Source organism: Nocardioides anomalus (assembly GCF_011046535.1).
GTDB classification, from domain to species: Bacteria; Actinomycetota; Actinomycetes; order Propionibacteriales; family Nocardioidaceae; genus Nocardioides; species Nocardioides anomalus.
In genome coordinates this window covers 3,915,139-3,932,577 of record NZ_CP049257.1, presented here as the reverse complement: position 1 = coordinate 3,932,577, position 17,439 = coordinate 3,915,139, and the positions used below count along the sequence as shown (strand labels likewise).

16 protein-coding genes are annotated in these 17,439 nt (G+C 76.1%); 8 read left to right on the top strand and 8 right to left on the bottom strand.

Annotated features, from left to right (window positions below; all coding sequences use genetic code 11):
- Positions 1-69: 69 nt before the first annotated feature.
- The 3 genes from G5V58_RS19640 to G5V58_RS19630 are packed head-to-tail and all read right to left on the bottom strand — an operon-like array spanning position 70 to position 4,825.
- Positions 70-2,229: an RNA degradosome polyphosphate kinase gene (locus G5V58_RS19640; RefSeq protein WP_165236503.1), complete on the bottom strand. Its 2,160-nt coding sequence runs from the start codon at positions 2,227-2,229 to the stop codon at positions 70-72.
- 45 nt (positions 2,230-2,274) lie between these two features.
- On the bottom strand, positions 2,275-3,750 hold the full coding sequence (locus G5V58_RS19635) for a hypothetical protein (RefSeq protein WP_165236501.1): 1,476 nt from the start codon (positions 3,748-3,750) through the stop codon (positions 2,275-2,277).
- Positions 3,751-3,760: 10 nt separating this feature from the next.
- The gene (locus G5V58_RS19630) at positions 3,761-4,825 is read right to left on the bottom strand and encodes a hypothetical protein (RefSeq protein WP_165236499.1); all 1,065 of its coding nucleotides are present in this window, start codon (positions 4,823-4,825) and stop codon (positions 3,761-3,763) included.
- 32 nt (positions 4,826-4,857) lie between these two features.
- Here G5V58_RS19630 and G5V58_RS19625 point away from each other — a divergent pair, with 32 nt between their 5' ends.
- From G5V58_RS19625 to G5V58_RS19615, 3 genes are read left to right on the top strand one after another with little or no spacing between them, the layout of a single operon-like run.
- Positions 4,858-5,877 carry an alpha/beta hydrolase gene (locus G5V58_RS19625; protein WP_165236497.1) on the top strand — a complete coding sequence of 340 codons (1,020 nt, stop codon included), beginning with the start codon at positions 4,858-4,860 and terminating at the stop codon, positions 5,875-5,877.
- On the top strand, positions 5,878-6,546 hold the full coding sequence (locus tag G5V58_RS19620; RefSeq protein ID WP_165236495.1) for an SGNH/GDSL hydrolase family protein: 669 nt from the start codon (positions 5,878-5,880) through the stop codon (positions 6,544-6,546).
- Between the two features lie 25 nt (positions 6,547-6,571).
- The gene (locus tag G5V58_RS19615) at positions 6,572-7,351 is read left to right on the top strand and encodes an SGNH/GDSL hydrolase family protein (protein ID WP_165236493.1); all 780 of its coding nucleotides are present in this window, start codon (positions 6,572-6,574) and stop codon (positions 7,349-7,351) included.
- 4 nt (positions 7,352-7,355) lie between these two features.
- Here the strand turns inward: G5V58_RS19615 and G5V58_RS19610 are convergent, their stop codons facing one another.
- From G5V58_RS19610 to G5V58_RS19600, 3 genes are read right to left on the bottom strand one after another with little or no spacing between them, the layout of a single operon-like run.
- On the bottom strand, positions 7,356-11,690 hold the full coding sequence (locus G5V58_RS19610) for a hypothetical protein (RefSeq protein ID WP_165236491.1): 4,335 nt from the start codon (positions 11,688-11,690) through the stop codon (positions 7,356-7,358).
- A gap of 53 nt (positions 11,691-11,743) precedes the next feature.
- Complete coding sequence (locus G5V58_RS19605) at positions 11,744-12,103, bottom strand: DsrE family protein (protein WP_196240528.1); 360 nt, start codon at positions 12,101-12,103, stop codon at positions 11,744-11,746.
- Complete coding sequence (locus tag G5V58_RS19600) at positions 12,100-12,930, bottom strand: BKACE family enzyme (protein ID WP_165236489.1); 831 nt, start codon at positions 12,928-12,930, stop codon at positions 12,100-12,102. The genes G5V58_RS19605 and G5V58_RS19600 overlap by 4 nt, the downstream gene beginning before the upstream one ends.
- Positions 12,931-13,023: 93 nt before the next feature.
- Here G5V58_RS19600 and G5V58_RS19595 point away from each other — a divergent pair, with 93 nt between their 5' ends.
- Genes G5V58_RS19595 through ygfZ form a run of 5 tightly spaced genes read left to right on the top strand, consistent with a single transcriptional unit; the run spans position 13,024 to position 15,794 of the window.
- Positions 13,024-13,479, top strand: coding sequence for a hypothetical protein (locus tag G5V58_RS19595; RefSeq protein WP_165236487.1), 456 nt, complete (start codon positions 13,024-13,026; stop codon positions 13,477-13,479).
- Between the two features lie 9 nt (positions 13,480-13,488).
- Complete coding sequence (gene dtd / locus G5V58_RS19590) at positions 13,489-13,917, top strand: D-aminoacyl-tRNA deacylase (RefSeq protein ID WP_165236485.1); 429 nt, start codon at positions 13,489-13,491, stop codon at positions 13,915-13,917.
- 20 nt (positions 13,918-13,937) lie between these two features.
- Positions 13,938-14,432, top strand: coding sequence for an FABP family protein (locus G5V58_RS19585; RefSeq protein ID WP_165236483.1), 495 nt, complete (start codon positions 13,938-13,940; stop codon positions 14,430-14,432).
- A 4-nt stretch (positions 14,433-14,436) separates the two neighbouring features.
- On the top strand, positions 14,437-14,844 hold the full coding sequence (locus tag G5V58_RS19580) for a Fur family transcriptional regulator (protein ID WP_165236481.1): 408 nt from the start codon (positions 14,437-14,439) through the stop codon (positions 14,842-14,844).
- Positions 14,841-15,794, top strand: a complete 954-nt coding sequence (ygfZ, locus tag G5V58_RS19575; protein ID WP_165236479.1) for a CAF17-like 4Fe-4S cluster assembly/insertion protein YgfZ — start codon at positions 14,841-14,843, stop codon at positions 15,792-15,794. Before G5V58_RS19580 ends, ygfZ begins: the two co-directional genes overlap by 4 nt.
- A gap of 12 nt (positions 15,795-15,806) precedes the next feature.
- On the opposite strand, the gene G5V58_RS19570 is transcribed toward ygfZ, so the two are convergent.
- Entirely contained in the window at positions 15,807-16,559 is a 753-nt protein-coding gene (locus G5V58_RS19570) for a hypothetical protein (protein ID WP_165236477.1), read from the bottom strand.
- A 53-nt stretch (positions 16,560-16,612) separates the two neighbouring features.
- A complete protein-coding gene (gene mshD / locus G5V58_RS19565; RefSeq protein ID WP_165236475.1) occupies positions 16,613-17,437 on the bottom strand; it encodes a mycothiol synthase in 825 nt (274 codons plus the stop codon).
- Positions 17,438-17,439: the final 2 nt, after the last annotated feature.

The following is a 17,439-nucleotide window of genomic DNA, read 5'->3' as shown; positions in this document are numbered from 1 at the left end:
CCGGACCGGCCTCTGGACCGCCGAACAGCCTAGGGGGTGTCCGGCCGAGGAGTGCAAGTCAGGGCCTGTTCACCCACCCGTACGCCGGCGCCGGTGGCGCTCGATCAGCGCCTCCTGGTACGCCGTGCGGCCCGCGCCGCGCACCCAGTCGCCGTCGCTGCGCAGCTCCCACGCCGCCGTGTCGGGCGCGAACGCGAGGTCCAGCATCCACCCGACCTCGCCGACCAGCTCGACCTCCGGGAGCCGCACCAGCACCTCGACGCGACGGTCGAGGTTGCGGTGCATCATGTCCGCCGAGCCGATCCAGGCCTCGGGCTCCCCGCCGTTGTCGAACCAGTAGACCCGGCTGTGCTCGAGGAACCGGCCCAGGATCGAGCGGACCTCGATCGACTCCGACAGGCCGGGCACACCGGGCCGCAGCGCGCACATGGCGCGGGTCAGCAGCTGGACCGGGACGCCCTGCTGGGCCGCGAGGTAGAGCGTGTCGATGACCCGCTCGTCGACCAGGGAGTTCATCTTCATCCGGATCCGCGCCGGGCGACCGGCCTGGTGGTGCTCGATCTCGCGCTGGATGCGGGACACCAGCCCCGAGCGCACGGAGTCCGGCGCGACCAGCAGCTGCTCGTAGGACGGGTTGCGCGCGAAGCCCGAGAGGTTGTTGAACAGGTGCGCGACGTCCTCGCCGATCAGCTCGTCGGTCGTGAGCAGCCCGAGGTCCTCGTACATCCGCGCGGTCTTGGAGTTGTAGTTGCCGGTCCCGATGTGGGTGTAGCGGCGGATGCCCTCGGGCTCGTCGCGCACCACCAGGGCCAGCTTGCAGTGGGTCTTGAGCCCCACCTGGCCGTAGACGACGTGGCAGCCCGCCTGCTCCAGCTTGCGGGCCCAGCGGATGTTGGCCTCCTCGTCGAAGCGGGCCTTGATCTCGACCAGCACCAGCACCTGCTTGCCGGCCTCGGCGGCGTCGATGAGGGCGTCGATGATCGGTGAGTCGCCGGAGGTCCGGTAGAGCGTCTGCTTGATGGCCAGCACGTGCGGGTCGGCCGCGGCCTGCTCGATGAAGCGCTGCACCGAGGTGGCGAACGAGTCGTAGGGGTGGTGCAGGAGCACGTCGTGGCGACGGGTCGCCTTGAACACGTCCACCGGCGCGGACGACTCGACCTCGGCCAGCAGCGGGTGCGTGGTCGGCACGAAGGCGGCGTACTTGAGCTCCTCGCGGTTCTGGTCGGCGATGCCGTGCAGCCCGCGCAGGTCCAGCGGCCCGGGCAGCCGGACCACCTCCTGCTGGCTGACCCCGAGCTCGGTGACCAGCAGGTCGAGCACGCCCTGGGAGATGGTCTCCTCGACCTCGAGGCGCACCGGCGGGCCGAAGCGGCGGCGCAGCAGCTCCTTCTCGAGGGCGGCGAGGATGTTCTCGGCGTCGTCCTCCTCGACCTCGAGGTCCTCGTTGCGGGTCACCCGGAAGGTGTGCACCTCGAGGATCTCCATGCCGGGGAACAGCCGCTTGAGGTGCTCACCGATCACGTCCTCCAGCGGCACGAACCGTTGGTTGCCGAGCGGCACGAACCGGTCGAAGATCGGCGGCACCTTGACCCGGGCGAAGTGCTCCTTGCCGGTCTTGGGGTTGCGCAGCGTGACCGCGAGGTTGAGCGAGAGCCCGGAGATGTAGGGGAACGGGTGCGCCGGGTCGACGGCCAGCGGCGTCAGGACCGGGAAGATCCGGTCCTTGAAGAGCTTCTTGCAGACCTTCTGCTCGTCGCGGTCGAGGTCGGCCCACCGGACCAGCTCGATGCCGGCCTCGCGCAGCTCGGGGACCAGCACGTCGGCGAACAGCTGCGCGTGCCGCTCGCTGAGCACCCGCGAGCGCTCCCAGAGCCGCTCGAGCACCTCGCGCGGCATCATCCCGGACGCCGCCCGCACCGCCAGCCCCGCCGCGATCCGGCGCTTGAGCCCCGCCACCCGGACCATGAAGAACTCGTCGAGGTTGCTGGTGAAGATGGCCGCGAACCGCACCCGCTCGAGCAGCGGCTGGGCCTCGTCCTCGGCCAGCTCCAGCACCCGCTGGTTGAGCCGCAGCCAGGACAGCTCGCGGTCGAGGAAGCGGTCGTCGTACTTCTCCACCGCGGCCAGCGCCTCGTCGCTCACGACGTACGGCGGCTCGACGTCGAAGGGCTCCTCGGGGACGCCGTCGCCGCGGTTCGCCACGGCCGGGTCGGCGCTGTCCAACGTCATGGGTGCAGTCTGGCACCGGACGGTGAACGGCAGGTGCCGCGTCGCTCAGAAGCGGCGCGACCCGCTCGAGCGCGAGGACGAGCGCCGCGACGACCCGCCGCCGAACGAGCTGCGGTGCCCGGAGCTCCCCGAGAAGCGGCGCCCGCCACCGCCGCCGCCCCAGCCGCTGCCGCCGCCGTTGTCGTCGCTCTCCCACACGAACTGGAACGCCGGGCGCTGCACCGCCCGCGAGACGGCAGGGGCCGAGCCGAAGCGCTGCCGCTGGAAGGTGGCGTCGGGGAAGGTGCGGTTGCGCCAGTAGCCGTTGACGTAGGGCCGGCTGTAGCGGTCCCACTCCCAGTAGGGCCTGACCACGTCGCCGATGCGGATGCTCCGCGTCGGCGGGACCTCGCCGGCGGCGAGCCGGTCGCGGCAGGCGGCGCAGACGGGCACCTCGCGCTCGCGGCCGCCCTCGGGGGTGTACGCCGCCTCGGCGACGCTGGGGCCGTGCCGCGGGTCGAAGAAGCAGGGCGCGGTCTTGTCCGGCACCGGCCGGCCGTGCCGCAGGGCGTCGATGGCGGTGAGCTCGTAGCGGGCGTCGCCGAGGCGCTGCACCACCATCTCGACCTCGCTCGGGGTGTCGACCCGCCGCTCGCCGTCGGTGACGTCGAGCCGCTGCCGGGCCTCCTCGACCAGGTCCAGCACGGTGCGGGTGCGCGTCGCGATCTCCGGCGGGTCCGAGGCGGACGCCGGCGGCAGCGCGCCGACCGTGGTCTCGAGCTCGATGACCTCCTCCTGCAGGCTCGGCCGCAGGGCGTCGGCGACCTGGGCGTCGTCGGCCTTCTCCCGGCGCCGGCGCAGCAGTCGCCGCCCGCCGAGGAAGAGACCGAGGGCCGCGCCGGCGCCGCCGACGATCCAGCCGACGATGGGCCACGGGTTGGTCTGCTCGTCGCCGGCCCGCTCCAGGAACGCCGTCAGCATCGCCTCGTAGTCCGGCGCGCAGCAGTCCACGGCGTGGTCGACGGCCTGCTCGACCCGGTAGAACGGGCGCTCCTCGGAGAACTGCGTCGCCGAGAACGACCGGCCGTCGTAGGACGAGGACGCGTCGACGAGCACGGCGTAGGTCCCGTCCACGCCGACCCGGTCGTAGAGCTGCCCGGGCAGGTCCGCGTCGGGGTAGGCGATCTCGTTGGTCTCGTAGTAGTAGTCCGACGGGGGCTCGGCCGGGTCGTGCTCGCGCAGCGCGTCGGCCGGTACGACGAGCACCCGGACCGGCCCGGGCGTGTCGGCCGCGAGGTCGGAGAGGCGGGCGGCGTCGGCCGCGCTGATCGAGGTGACCGCCGGGTCGACGTACACCCCGGGCCGGGCGAGCCGGGTGGCCGCCTGGTCGAGGTAGGCGTCGGCGCGGCTGGTGTCGGCGTAGGTCCAGTCGTAGCTGTCGTCGACGCCGGTCTGGCCCGACGAGCCCTGGGCGAGCACCCAGAGGAAGCCCACGAAGAGCACGCCCAGCCAGGGCACCACCTTGGCCAGGTTGATCCTCATGCGTGTCCTCTCAGGTGGCGGTGAGCCGCTCGTAGCAGGCCCGGCAGACCGGTACCGGCCGGAGCGTGCCCCCCGGGGGCGCCCACGACACGTCGGCCACCGACGGGCCGTGCTGGGGGTCGACGAAGCACGGCAGCCGGCGCGGGGGAGGAGGGGTGCCGGCGAGCAGCGCCTGGGCGGTGTGCAGCTGCCAGCGGGCGTACTCCGTGGTCTGTCCGAGCGCGCGGAGCTCGTCGTCGGTGGTGAGCGCATCGACCCGGCGCGAGGCGTCGGCGTAGGCGTCCAGGGCGGCCTGGACGTGCGCCGCGACCGCGGGGTCGCTCAGCGGCGGGTCCGCGGCGTCCAGCTCCTCGCCGAGCCGGGTCACGTCCTCGCGGGCCAGCGCGGCGCGCTCCTGGACGGTGTCGGTCTGGTCGCCGTAGGTCGGGAAGCTGGGGGCGTACGCCGCCGGCCCGGCCACGCTCTCACCCGAGGCCCGTCGGCGGGGGAGCGCGCGGCGGCGACGCCACAGCAGGAGCCCGCCCGCGCCCAGGGCCGCGACGACCAGCGCCGCGACCAGCACCGGCACCACCGGGAAGCCGTCCCCGCCCGGGGCGCCCAGCTCGTCGAGGGTGCCGTTCAGGGTCTGGTCGACCTGGCCGAGGGTGTGGTCACGGACCTGCCCGGCCACGATCCGGCCGACGTCGTCGGCGCCGGGTGCGTCGCCGTACCCCGCGGCGTAGGTGCCGGCGCCGCTGAAGCTGACCAGGTAGACGCCGTCCTGCTGGCCCATGCCGACGTAGAGCTCGTCGAGCAGGTCCGAGGCCTCGTCGGCGTCGTCGCCCGGCCCCTGGCGGACCGCGGCCGCCGGCAGGACCGCCACGAAGACGTCGTCACGCCAGCCGTCGATGCGGCCGGCCAGCGCCTCGGCCTGCGACTCGGTGATCGCGCCGCTGTCGGGATCGAGGTAGACCGGCTGGCCGCCCTGCCAGGTGGCCACCACGTCGTCGACGTACTGCTGCGGATCGGCGTGGCCCGGGGCCGGCCCGAGCACGGCCACGAGGGTGCCCAGCACCGACAGCACCATCTGGCTCACCCGGCGAACCTAGGTCATACGCTCCTGTGTCCATGCGGACCAGGGCACACGTGGAGCGGCTCGGCGTCCGCGCGGTGACGGCGCTGCCGGCCGCGGCGCAACGGCGACTGGCCGGGCGACCGGTGCGCCTGGACGGCAACACCCTGGCCACCGACCTACAGCTGCTGCTACGGCTGCAGCGGGCGGTCCGCGCCCCGGACCCGGCCACGGTGCCGGTGCCGCGGGGCCGCGCGCTGGTCCGCGAGACCGCCTGGGAGCTCGGCGGCCGCCAGCCGGTCGGCGAGGTCCGGTCGCTGCGGGTGGCGGACCTCCCGGCGCGGCTGTACGTGCCGGACGGAGCGCCCGCGCGCGGTCCGCTGCTGGTGTTCTTCCACGGCGGCGGCTTCTGGGCCGGCGACCTGGACAGCCACGACGCGGCCTGCCGGTTCCTGTGCCGCGAGGCGGGCGTGAGGGTGCTGTCCGTCGAGTACCGCCAGGGACCCGAGCACCCGTTCCCGGCTGCGCACGACGACGCGGTCGCGGCGTACGGGTGGACCCTCGAGCACGCGGGTGAAGTCGGCGCGGACCTCACCCGGCTCGGGGTGGGCGGCGACTCGGCCGGCGGCAACCTGGCCGCGCACGTGGCCATCGAGGCGGCCCGCTCGGGGTGGCCGTGCGCGGTGCAGCTGCTCGTCTACCCGGCCACGCTCTCGCGGCGCGACACGCCCAGCTCGCGGCTGTTCGCGCACGGGTTCTACCTCACCGAGGAGTTCATGGACCGCGCCACGCTCCTGTACGCCCGGTCCACGCCGCCCGACGAGCCGCGGCTCTCCCCGCTCCACGCCGAGCTCCCGGCCGGGCTGGCGCCGGCCCTGGTCCACACGGCGGGCTTCGACCCGCTGCGCGACGAGGGCGAGGCGTACGCCGACAAGCTGCGCGCCGCCGGGGTCGAGGTGCGCGCGACCCGCTTCCCCGACCAGATCCACGCCTTCCTCAACATCGTCGGGGTGCCCGGGACGTCGCGTTCGGCGGTTCGTCGGATCGCCCGGGAGCTGGCCACTAGCCTCGGGTAGGTGCGTCGCGCCCTGGTCCCGGTCCTCACCACCCTGCTGCTGCTGCTCGGTGTCCCGGCGGTGCACGCCGCGCCGGACCCGGCCGCTCCGGCCGTGGCGAAGGCCTCGAAGCGGGCGCTGTGGTTCGGCGACTCCTACTTCGTGGGCGGTGGCTGCAGCCCGGACGAGTTCCGCGGCATGGCCGCGAACGCCTCCTACGAGCTGGGCTACGACCCGGTCATCCGCGGCGCCGGCGGGACGGGGTTCGTCGCGGCGAACCCGGAGTACGGCATCCCGCCGTACCTCGCCCAGATCCGGCAGGGCGCCTTCGACGTCGGCGACGTCGACCTGGTGGTCGTCGAGGGCGGCTCCAACGACATCGGCCGCTCGCTGAGCAAGATCCGCCGCAACACCAAGCGGGTCCTGCTCATCGCCAAGAAGCGCTTCCCGGGCACGCCGATCATCGTGGTCGGGCCGATGCAGACCTACGGCCCGTGGTCGGACACCGACGGCATCCGCGACGCCATGAAGGCGGTCTCGCGCAAGCTCGGGCTGCGCTTCGTCAACGACCAGAAGTGGACCGCGGGCCACGACGACTGGCTCTGCTCGGACTACGTGCACCCGACGTACGCCGGCCACCAGCAGCTCGGCCACCGCCTGGCGCAGGCGCTGGCCAAGCGGGGGGCGTGACCACCCGGTCCCTACGCTCGGAGGCGTGCTCTCGAGGCGTGCCGCGGCGGTGCTCTGCGCAGCCTCGGTGACCCTGCTGGCGGGGTGCGGCGGCGGCGACACCAGCAGCGACACCGGCAGCACCGTGGCCGGCGACCGGACCCCCGCGGCCGCGCCCAGCGCGTCCGCCCCCACCCTCTCAGCGTCGGCCGCACCCAGCGCGCCCACGACGCCTTCCGCGCTGCCCACCGCGGCCGGGACCAGGGCGCTGTTCTTCGGCGACTCCTACTTCGTGGGTGGCGGCACCACGACCGCCGACAACTCGATGGCCGCCGACGCCGCCCGTGACCTGGGCTGGGCCCCGGTCATCAAGGGCGGCGGCGGGACCGGGTTCGTCTCGGGCAACCCCGAGTTCGGCCTGGAGAACTTCATCGGCCAGATCCGCGGCGGTGCCCTCGACGTCGGTCCGGTCAGCTGGCTGGTCATCGAGGGCGGCGGCAACGACAAGGACGACGACCCGGCGCTCATCCAGCAGCGGGCGGTCGAGGTGCTCCAGGAGGCGGCGTCCGAGCACCCGGAGGCGCAGCTCGTCCTGGTCGGCACGCTCGACCCGACCGTGGACGGCTTCACCGACACCGACGGGGTGATCGGGGCGCTGCGGGCCGCGGCGGAGCAGCAAGGTGTGCCGTACGTCGACGCCCAGCGCTGGCTCGAGGGCCGCCCCGAGCTGATCGGGCCGGACTTCGACCACCCGACGGCCGAGGGTCACCTGCTCGCCGGGCAGAAGCTGGCCGACGCGCTGCTGGCCGTCGCGGCCGGCTCCTAGGCCGTCAGGCCTCGGCTTCCTCCAGCTCGCGCAGGCGGGTGCGGGCCTCGGCCAGCTGCTCGGCCAGCTCGGTCGCGCGCCGCTCGGCGGCGATGCGGGCCTCGACGGCCTCGCGCAGCTCCTGGGAGTGCTCCTCCTTGGCCACCTGGAGGTCGGCGAGCGCCTCGGCCGTGCGCCACTCGGCCGTGGCCCGCTCCTTGCTGGCCCGCGTGGCGCGCTCGGCCTGGGCGCGGGCGGCCTCCTCGGCGGTGCGCCGGGCCTCCTGCGCCTCGCTGGCCGCGCGCTCGGCCTCGATCCGGGCCTGGTGGGCCTCGGTGGCGGCCGTGGCCTGGGCCTCGGCCAGCGCCTCGGCGGCGGCGCGTGCCTGGTGGGCCTCACGGGCCCGGTCGGCGTGCTCCTGAGCGGTGGCGTGGGCGTGGGCCTCGGCGGCCGCCGCGACGGCGGTGAGCGCGTGCTGGTCGCCGGTCCGCGCCTCGGCCTCGGCGCGGGCGCGCTGGGCCTCCTCGGCGCTGGTCGCGCTGGCCGTCGCGGCCTGCTCGGCGGCGGTGCGGGCCTCGTGGGCCTCGCGCGCCTGGTCGGCGTGCTCTCGAGCGGTGGCCTCGGCGGCCTCCCGGCCGCGCAGGGCGGTCTCGGCGGTGCGCTCGGCGTCGGTCCGGGCCTCGGCGGCGGTGGCGGCCTCGGTCGCCGCGCTCGCGGCGTACCCCTCGGCGGCGGTGCGGGCCTCGTGCGCCCGGGCCGCCTCGGTCGCGCGCGCCTCGGCGGCCTGGTGGGCCTCGGCCTCGGCCGCGGCGGCCCGGCGCGCGGTCTCGGCGTGGGTGGCGGCCGCCTCCTCGGCGAGGGAACGAGCGGCGTGTGCGCTCGCCGCCTGCTCGGCCTGGAGGGCGGCGACCTGCTCCGCCGCGGTGCGGTCGGCGACCGCGGACCGGGCGGCCTCGGCCTGCGCGGCCGCGGCCTCCTCCGCCTCGTGGTGCGCCTGCAGCGCGGTCTCGGCGGCGGCGGCGGCCGCGGCGTACCGCTCGGCTCCGGCGCGGGCCGCCTCCGCGTGCTCGGCCGCGGCGCGGTCGGCCTGCGCGCGGGCGTCGTGGGCGACCCGAGCCGCCTCGGCCTGCGCCGCCGCGGCCTCGTGGGCCGCCTGCTCGGCCTGCGCCGCCTGGGTGGTGCGGGCGGCCTGCTCGGTGGCCCGGCGCTCGGCGTCGGCGCGGTCGTCATGGGCCTGCTGGGCCGCCTGCTCCGCCTCGGTGCGCGCGGTGTGGGCCTTGGCGGCCCGCGCGGCCTGCTCCTCGGCGGCGCGCTCGGCCTCGATCCGCGCGGTGTGCGCCTCCCGGGCCCGTGCCTCCGTCTCGGCGCGGGCGTCGTGGGCGGCCCGCGCGGCGTCGGCCTGCTGGCGGGTGGCCTCCTCGGCGGCCGTGCGGGCGACGTGGGCGGCCCGGGCCTGCTCGGCGTGGTCGGAGGCGTTCTCGTGGGCGGCCTGCTCGGCCTCGGCGGCCTCGGTTGCGGCGGAGGACTGGGCGGCGGCCGCCTCCTCGGCCTCGCGGCGCCGAGCGTGGGCCTCGTCGGCGGCCCGCTCGGCGACCAGGCGGGCCTCGTGCGCGGTGCGGGCCAGGTCGGCCTGCTCGGCGCCGGCCTGCTCGGCGTGCTGCCGCTTGAGCTGGGCCGACTGCGCGATGTCCTCGGCCGTGACTCGGCCCTCGTGGGCCAGCCGGGCGGCCCAGGCCTGCTCGGACGCGTGCGCGAGCGCCTCGGCCGCCTCGCCGGCGCGGGCCGCGGCCGCCTCGTGCGCCTGGGTCGCCTCGGCCGCGGCCGTCGCCGCGCGCTCAGCGTTCTCGCGGGCGGTCCGGTCGGCCTCGCGGGTGCGGCCCTCGGCCTCGGTGCGGGCCCGGTGCGCGGCCTCGGCGGCGGTGGCGTGCTCGGCGGCGGCGGTGTCGGCCTGCGTGCGGGCCGCGCTGGCCTCGCGCGCGAGCTCCTCGGCGGCGCTGCGGGCCTCGTGCGCCGTGGTCGCGGCCTCGGCGTGCTCGGCCGCCCGGGCCTCGGCCTCGGCCCGCGCCGCCTGCGCCTGCGCCGCCTCGCTCGCGCGGGCGGCGGCCTGCTCGTGCGCCGCCCGGGCCGAGGCGGCGGCCTCGGTGGCGCTGACCGCGAGCGCGCCGGCCGACTGCTCGGCGGCCAGCCGGGCCGTCTGGGCCTCGTCGGCCGCACGCTCGGCCGCCACCCGCGCCTCGTGCGCCGCGCGGGCGAGCTCGGCCTGCTCCGCCGCGGTCTCCTCGGCCGACGTGCGCTTCATCTGCGCGGACTGGGCGATGTCGTCGGCGGTGGCGCGGCCCTCGTGCGCGGTCCGCGCCAGCCAGGCCTGCTCGGCCGCAGCGGCCTGGGCCTCGGCCGCCTCGGTCGCGCGCGCCTCGGCGGACTGGTGCGCGGCCAGGGCCTCCTGCGCGGCCAGGCTGGCCAACTCGGCGTGCCGTCGGGCGGAGTCCTCGGCCCCCGTGCGCGCCTCGGCCGCCTCGCCCGCCCGGGTCTCGGCCTCGGTCCGCGCGCGGTGGGCCTCCTCCGCGGCCCGGGCGTGGTCGCCGGCCGCGGTGTCGGCCCGGGTGCGGCCCTCGAGCGCCTCCCGGGCCAGGACCTCCACCGCCGCCCGCGCCTCGGCGTGCTCGGCCGCGGCGTCCGCCGCCTCGCGCGCCGCCTGCGCGGCCTGGCCCGCGGCGGCGGCCTGCTCGGCGTGCTCGCGGGCCTGGTCCTCGGCCGCGGCCCGGGCCTGGGCGGCCTCGGCGGCGGCGGTCTCGGCGGCCGCCCTCGCGGCGTACGCCTCCTCGGCGCGCTGGGCGGCCGCGCCGGCCGCGGTGTCCGCTCCGGTGCGGGCCTCGAGCGCCTCGCGGGCCAGGGTCTCGGCCTCCGTGCGGGCCGCGTGGGCGCGCGCGGCCTCCCCGGCGTGCTCGGCCGCGGCGTCCGCCGCTTCGCGCGCGGCCTGTGCGGCCTGGCCCGCGGCGGTGGCCTGCTCGGCGTGCTCGCGGGCCTGGTCCTCGGCCGCGGCCCGGGCCTGGGCGGCCTCGGCGGCGGCGGTCTCGGCGGCCGCCCTGGCGGCGTACGCCTCCTCGGCGCCCCGGGCCGCCTCGCCGGCCGCCGTCGCGCGGTCGGCGTGCTCGCGGGCCGACTCCTCGGCCTCCGCCCTGGCCTCAGCGGCCTGCGCGGCGGTCGTCTCGGCCGCGAGCCGGGCGGCCAGCGCCTGCTCGGCCTCCTCGGCCCGGCCGCGCGCGGCCTCGTGCGCCTGGGTGGCCGAGGCGGAGGCCTCCGCCGCCGCCTGGCCGTGCTCGAGCGCGGCCTGCGCCGCCTCGCGGGTCTGTGCGGTCAGCGACTCGGCCAGCCGCAGCGCGTCGCCCGCCTGCTTCTCGGCTCGGGCGATGGTCGCGCGCGCCCGCTGCTCGGCCTCGGTGACGACCGCCCGCGCGGTCTCCTCGGCCGAGGCCACCAGGTCGCGGGCGCTCTCCTCGGCGGCCATCCGCGCCTGGTGCGCGAGGGCGGCGTGGTCGGCGTGCCGGGTCGCGGCCTCGTCGGCGATCTGCCGGGCCTCGGCGTGCTCGGCGGTGGCCCGCTCGGCCTGCTCCCGCAGCTCGGCCTGCTGGCGGGCGGCGGCCTCGGCGCGCTCGCGGGCCAGCGCGGAGACCTGCGCCTCCTCGAGGGCCTGGGCGCGCACGGTCTCGAACTCGGCCGCCAGCTCCGCGAGCCGCGTCTCGGACGCCCGTCGGTCACGGAAGGCCCGGGCCGCGCTCGCGGCGTGCTGCCGGGCCTGCTCCTCGGCCTCGGCCCGCGCCCGCAGGGCGGTCTCCGCGACCTCGTGCTGCTCCAGGGCCCGCTCCTCGACGCCCGCGCGCGCCGTGCTCGCCTCGTGCGCGGCCTGCTCCGCGACCAGCCGGGCCTCGGCCGCGGTCGCCGCCGCCTCCTCCGCCTGGGCCCGCGCCTGCGCCTGCGCGGTGGCCGCCGCCTCGGCGGCCTCCCGGGCGCGGGCGTGCTGCTCGGCCGCCTCCTCCGCCGTACGCCGACCCTCGGCCAGCTCGGCGCTGGCGCGCTCCAGCTCCGCGCGGGCCTCGTGCGCCTCGCGCGCGGCCGCGGCGTGGTGCGTGGCCAGCTCGTCGGCCTCCTGGCGCGCCCGCGCGGCCCGTTCGGCGGCCTCTTCTGCCGCCAGCCGGTCCGCGGCCTGGGCCGCCGCGGCCTCCTCGGCCGCCCGCCGCAGCTGGTTGGCCCGCTCGGCGGCGCGCGCGTGCTCGCGCAGCCGCGCCTGCACCGCGTCGGAGGCCTCGGGCGACTCGTCGGGGGCGGACGCGGCCGACGGAGGATCAGCCGCTCGAGTCATCGCGGCGAGTCTAGTTGCGCCGGAGCCCGCCTAGCGACTCACGATTTCGGCGCTCAGTAGACGAGCGCCTGCGCGTCCGGCCGCAGCGCCTCCTCGACGAAGACCACCGACCCCGCGATCCGCACCCCGGGCCGGACCTCGTCCTCGGTGATCCCGCGCCGAGCCGCGCACTGCGAGCACACCGTCACCTGGCCCCCGGCCAGCACCGCCTCGAGCAGCTCGGCCAGCGGCGTGGCCAGCGCGAGGTCGAACCCCTCGGCCCGCCCCGGCACCCCGAACCACGCCGCCTCGCCCGTCAGCCACAGCGACACCTCCGCGCCGGCCGCCAGCGCGGTCGACGCCACCGTGAAGCCCTGGTTGCACCGCTCCGGGTCCTCCGTGCCGCAGGTGACCTTGACGACCAGTGGCCTCATGCCGGCGTCAGCCCGAGCAGCGCCCGGGCGCCCGCGCCGTCCATCGGCTCGCGCTGCGCGACCCGCCCCGCCTCGACCGCCCGCTCCACCAGCTGCCGGTTGGACTCCACCGGCACGCCCTTCGCCATCGTGAGCACGTCCTCCATGCCCACTCGCAGGTGCCCGCCCTGGGCCAGCGACGCCAGCATCACGGGCAGTGTCGTGCGCCCGATCCCCGTCGCTGACCACGACGTCACCTCCGCCGGCAGCGCCGCCACCCCCGCGACCAGCGCGGCCGCCGTGCCCGGCATCCCGCCCGGCACCCCCATCACGAAGTCGACGTGCACCTTCCCGCCGTACGGCAGTCCATACTTCCCGAGCAGCCGCTCGAGCGAGGCCACGTGGCCGAGGTCGAAGAGCTCGAACTCCGGCACCACGCCCCGGTCCTGGGTCTGCTGGTAGAGCTCGCAGATGAACGGCCACGGGTTGGAGAACACGTCGTCGCCGAAGTTCGTCGTCCCCATCGTCAGGCTGCACGAGTCCGGCTCCGCGTCCAGCACCCGCAGCCGCAGGTCCAGCGGGTCGTGCACCGAGCCACCCGTCGAGAGCTGCACCACCAGGTCGGTGCTCTCGCGCAGGGCCGCCACCGTGTCCTTGAGCCGCTGCCCGTCCAGCGTCGGCTGGTGCTCCCCGTCGCGGATGTGCACGTGGATCATCGACGCCCCCGCGGCCTCGCACTCGACTGCCGTCGCCACCAGCTCCTCGAGGGTGGTCGGCAGCTGCGGCACGTCCGCCTTGGCGCTCTCGGCTCCAGTGGGGGCGACGGTGATGAGGAGGGGCTCGGGCATGCGACGCATCGTAGGCGCGCCCCTCGGCGGTTTCGGCCGCCGAGTCCTCGGGTATCCGGTGCTGGTCCGACGACCGCGCCGAGAGGGGCACCGATGACCCAGTCCGCTCGCAGGGCCAGCTCCGTCCGTCGGCGCACCGCCATGGTGGTCGCGGCGGCGATCGCAGCGCTGGTGGCGCTGCTGTCACCGGCCCCCGCCCAAGCGGCGCCCGGCCAGGTGACGGTGCACTTCTACGAGGGCTCCACCGACCACGAGTCGTGGACGCACGCGTTCGGCCCGAAGTTCACGATGTGGATCAACGTCTACGGCTGCAGCAGAGACGGACACGTCCAGTGGTTCGTGTACGACCCGACCAAGCAGACGCCGCCGCCCCCCGGCGGCGTGGGGCTGCTCAAGCCGTGGTGGAGCAACCCCACGAACCCGGCGGGCAACGGGGTGTACTCCAAGTACAGCGCGGCCGCTCAGCACATCAAGTACGAGATCGACACCTCGAACGGCTGCAAGTACCGCATCCGGGTGACCGAGTACCGCGCCAGCGTGCCCAGCTGACCGCTCGTCGTGCGAGCAGTGGTGCAGCGGGTCCTCTCGGCGTCGGTCACCGTCGACGACGAGCTCGTCGGCGCCATCGACACCCCCGGCCTCCTGATCTACCTCGGCGTCACCCACAGCGACACCCAGCGCGAGGTCGACTCGCTGGCCCGCAAGATCCACGGCCTGCGCATCCTGCGCGACGAGCAGTCGGTCAGCGAGACCGGAGCACCGGTCCTGGTGGTCAGCCAGTTCACCCTCTACGGCGACGCCCGCAAGGGCCGGCGCCCCACCTGGCAGGCGGCGGCGCCACGCGAGCTGAGCGAGCCCCTGTACGACGCGTTCTGCGGGGCGCTCGGAGGACTGGGGACCAGGACGGAGCGGGGCCGGTTCGGAGCCGACATGCGTGTGGAGTCGATCAACGACGGTCCGATCACGGTCCTCCTCGAGTCGCCCTGATCGGCAACTAGGCTGGGGCGGTGCCGTTCGAGCTGCCCGACGACCTCCACCCCGACTGCGCGCCGGTGGCGTGGCTGCTGGGGACGTGGCGCGGCAACGGGCACCTGGACTACCCGACGATCGAGCCGCACCAGTTCGGCCAGGAGCTGATCTTCACCCACGACGGCCGGCCGTTCTTCCACTACTTCTCACGCAGCTGGATCGTCGACGAGAACGGCGAGAAGGTCCGCGACGCGGCGCTGGAGACCGGCTTCCTGCGCTGCCGGCCCGAGGGCAAGATGGAGTTCCTGCTCACGCACAACACCGGCTTCGTCGAGATCTGGTACGGCGACGCGGCCGACGGCAAGCTCGAGCTGCAGACCGACGCGGTGGTGCGCACCGACAGCGCCAAGGAGTACGTCGCGGGGCACCGCCTCTACGGCAACGTCGAGGGCGACCTGCTCTACGCCTTCGACATGGCCGCGATGGGCCAGGCCCTCCAGCCGCACACGTGGGCCAGGCTGCAGCGAGCATGAGCCCATGAGCGACTGGCGGAGCACGCTGCGGGAGAAGGGCTACCGGCTCACGCCCCAGCGCGAGCTGATCCTCGACGCCGTGGACACGCTCGGCCACGCCACGCCCGACGAGGTCCTGGCCGAGGTCCGCAAGCACTCCGAGGCGCTCAACGTCTCGACGGTCTACCGCACCCTCGAGGTCCTCGAGGAGCTCGGCCTGGTCCGCCACGCGCACCTGTCGGACCGCGCGCCGACGTACCACTCGGTCCGCGACCACGAGCACTTCCACCTCAAGTGCCGGAATTGCCACCGCGTCATCTCCGTTGACCCAGAGGTGCTCGAGCCGCTGCTCGCGCGACTGCGCGCGGACCACGCGTTCGAGGCGGACGTCGGGCACCTGACCGTCTTCGGAACCTGCCAGGAGTGCCCATGACCAGCCCGTCGACCAGCCCGTTGCTCGCGCTGCCCGGGGCGGTGGCCGGCGACGGCGTCGACGCGCCCGTGGCCGCGCACTACGGCTCGTTCAACCTCGAGCAGCGCGCGCTGGAGAACGGCGAGGGCTTCGTCGACCTCTCCCACCGCGAGGTGGTCCGCATCTCGGGCCCCGACCGGCTCACCTGGCTGCACTCGCTGACCACGCAGTTCCTCCAGGGCCTCCAGCCCGGCGTCACGCTGCCGGGCCTGGTCCTCGACCCGCACGGCCACGTGGAGCACGCCTTCGTCGGCACCGACGACGGGGAGGCCTTCACCCTGCACACCGAGCCGGGCCGCGCCGCCGCGCTCGTGGGCTTCCTCGAGCGGATGGTCTTCATGACCCGCGTCGAGATCGCGATCGTCGACGACCTGGCCGTCACCTGGCGCCCGAGCCGCGGGGCGGCGTACGACCGCTTCGAGCTCGTCCCACGCGACCAGCTGTCGGCGTACGCCGAGGCAGCCGGTCCGGCGGCCGGCCTCTGGGCGTACGACGCGCTGCGGATCGCGCGCGGCGAGCCGCGCTTCGGCGTGGACACCGACGAGCGCACCATCCCCAACGAGGTCGGCTGGATCAACGACGCGGTGCACATGGACAAGGGCTGCTACCGCGGTCAGGAGACGGTCGCGCGCGTGCACAACCTCGGCCGCCCGCCGCGACGCCTCACCCTGCTGCACCTCGACGGCTCCGAGAACCGCCTCCCGGCCCCCGGCTCGGACCTGCTGAACGGCGACAAGGTGGTCGGCTCCGTCGGCTCCAGTGCCCGCCACCACGAGCTCGGGCCGATCGCGCTGGCTCTGGTCAAGCGCAACGTCGACCTGGCCGCCGAGCTGGTCGTCGACGGCATGCCCGTGGCCCAGGAGGTCGTGGTCGACCCCGAGGTCGGGCTGCACGTGCGCCCGCTGCGCTGAGGCCGCTGAGGCTCAGGCCTCCGGACGCCAGCGGCGCACGGCGGTCACGAACCGGTCCACGTCCACGACCGACCGGTCCACGGTGACGGTGGGCTTGCCCTTGCGGAGCAGCACCACCCGCCGCTCGGGGCCCGCGCCGACCAGCTCGACCAGCGTCCGCTCGTCGGTGAGGTCGGCGCGCTCGGTGCCTCCGGGCCGGGTCACGACCACCGTGCCCTGCTTGATGGCGACCGAGGACTCGGGCCGGTCCCCGATCCGCAGCGAGGCGGCCAGCGCGATGGTGACGGCCACGGCCAGGAGACCGGGTGCGGTCGCCAGGCGGTCGTGGTAGGCCAGGTAGACCGCGACGGCCGCCGCCGCGAGGTCGGCGAGCGCCAGGACCACGACGACACCCGCGCCGCGGCGTACGGGCGCGAAGGCGACGTCCCCCGGAGCCGGACGGGCGGGAGCGGTCGGGGCGGGCTCGGGAGCCTCGACGGCAGCGGTCTCGCCGGTCGCCTCGAGCTCCGCCTCCAGCTCGGCCACCCGCCGCAGCGCCTCGTCCCGCTCGCGGGCCAGCGCGGCGGCCGTGGTCTCGGCGGCGACGCGGACGGCCTCGGCCCGCTTCTGCTCGGCCAGGGCCTCCTGCGCCTTGAGCTCGGCCTCGCGCCGCGCGGTGTCGGCGTCGATGCGCGCGGACTCCGCCTCGGCCACGCGCTCGGAGACCGGGTCACTCCGCAGCTTGCGCACCCACGGCGAGGGCTCGCGCTCGAGTGGACTGCTCACGGGGGCTCAACGAGCCTCGGCCGGAGAGGTGACGCGATACCCGGCCAGGTATGTCAGGGACGGCGGTACTGCACGTGCGTGTCGGCGTCCGCGTGGGTGAAGCCGAGCCGGCTGTAGGTCTTCACCGCCGGCTCGTTGTCGGACTCGACGTACAGCAGGACCTCCTCGACGCCCAGGCCGTGCAGGTGGTGCAGACCAGCCAGCGTGACGACCCGCCCCAGCCCGCCGCCCTGCGCGGCCGGGTCCACGGCCACGACGTACACCTCGCCCAGCCGCGCGTCGTGCTGCTTGGTCCAGTGGAACGCCGCCAGGGTGCCGTCCCCGCGGTCGGCGACGAGCAGCCCGGCCGGGTCGTACCACGGCTCGGACATCCGCCCCGCCAGGTCCTCGGCGTCCATCGACCCCTGCTCCGGGTGGTGGGCGAACGCGGAGGCGTTGACCCGCAGCACCTCGTCGCGGTCGGCGTCGCGGTAGCCGCGGATCTCGATGCCGTCGGGTACGACGAGCTCGGGCAGCGGCTCGGCGGCCGGCCGCCGCATCACCCACAGCGCCCGCGCCCGCCGCAGTCCGTGCCGCTCGGCCAGCGCGGCCGCCGCGGGGTGGTCCCCGTGCGACCAGGCGGTGACCGGACCGGAGCCCGCGAAGGCCTCGGCGGCCAGCGTGCCGCCCACGCCCCGGCCGCGGGCGCCCGGCGCGACGGCCAGGTCCACGGCGCCGGCGTGGGAGAACGCGAAGCCGTCCTCGCCGGAGGTGGCCAGCGTGCTGCCCTCGAGCCCGTGGTGCTTGAGCCGCAGCTGCGAGGCCTCGTCCAGCGGGTCCTGCTCCCCGGCGTCGACGCAGGCGGTGCGGACGGCGGCGACGACCTCGAGCGGCTCCACGC

Bases quoted from the DNA above. Each gene is read 5' to 3' on its own strand.
- G5V58_RS19640 (WP_165236503.1), bottom strand. From the start codon at position 2,229: ATGACGTTGGACAGCGCCGACCCGGCCGTGGCGAACCGCGGCGACGGC.
- G5V58_RS19635 (WP_165236501.1), bottom strand. From the start codon at position 3,750: ATGAGGATCAACCTGGCCAAGGTGGTGCCCTGGCTGGGCGTGCTCTTC.
- G5V58_RS19625 (WP_165236497.1), top strand. From the start codon at position 4,858: ATGCGGACCAGGGCACACGTGGAGCGGCTCGGCGTCCGCGCGGTGACG.
- G5V58_RS19610 (WP_165236491.1), bottom strand. From the start codon at position 11,690: ATGACTCGAGCGGCTGATCCTCCGTCGGCCGCGTCCGCCCCCGACGAG.
- G5V58_RS19605 (WP_196240528.1), bottom strand. From the start codon at position 12,103: ATGAGGCCACTGGTCGTCAAGGTCACCTGCGGCACGGAGGACCCGGAG.
- G5V58_RS19600 (WP_165236489.1), bottom strand. From the start codon at position 12,930: ATGCCCGAGCCCCTCCTCATCACCGTCGCCCCCACTGGAGCCGAGAGC.
- G5V58_RS19595 (WP_165236487.1), top strand. From the start codon at position 13,024: ATGACCCAGTCCGCTCGCAGGGCCAGCTCCGTCCGTCGGCGCACCGCC.
- G5V58_RS19580 (WP_165236481.1), top strand. From the start codon at position 14,437: ATGAGCGACTGGCGGAGCACGCTGCGGGAGAAGGGCTACCGGCTCACG.
- ygfZ (WP_165236479.1), top strand. From the start codon at position 14,841: ATGACCAGCCCGTCGACCAGCCCGTTGCTCGCGCTGCCCGGGGCGGTG.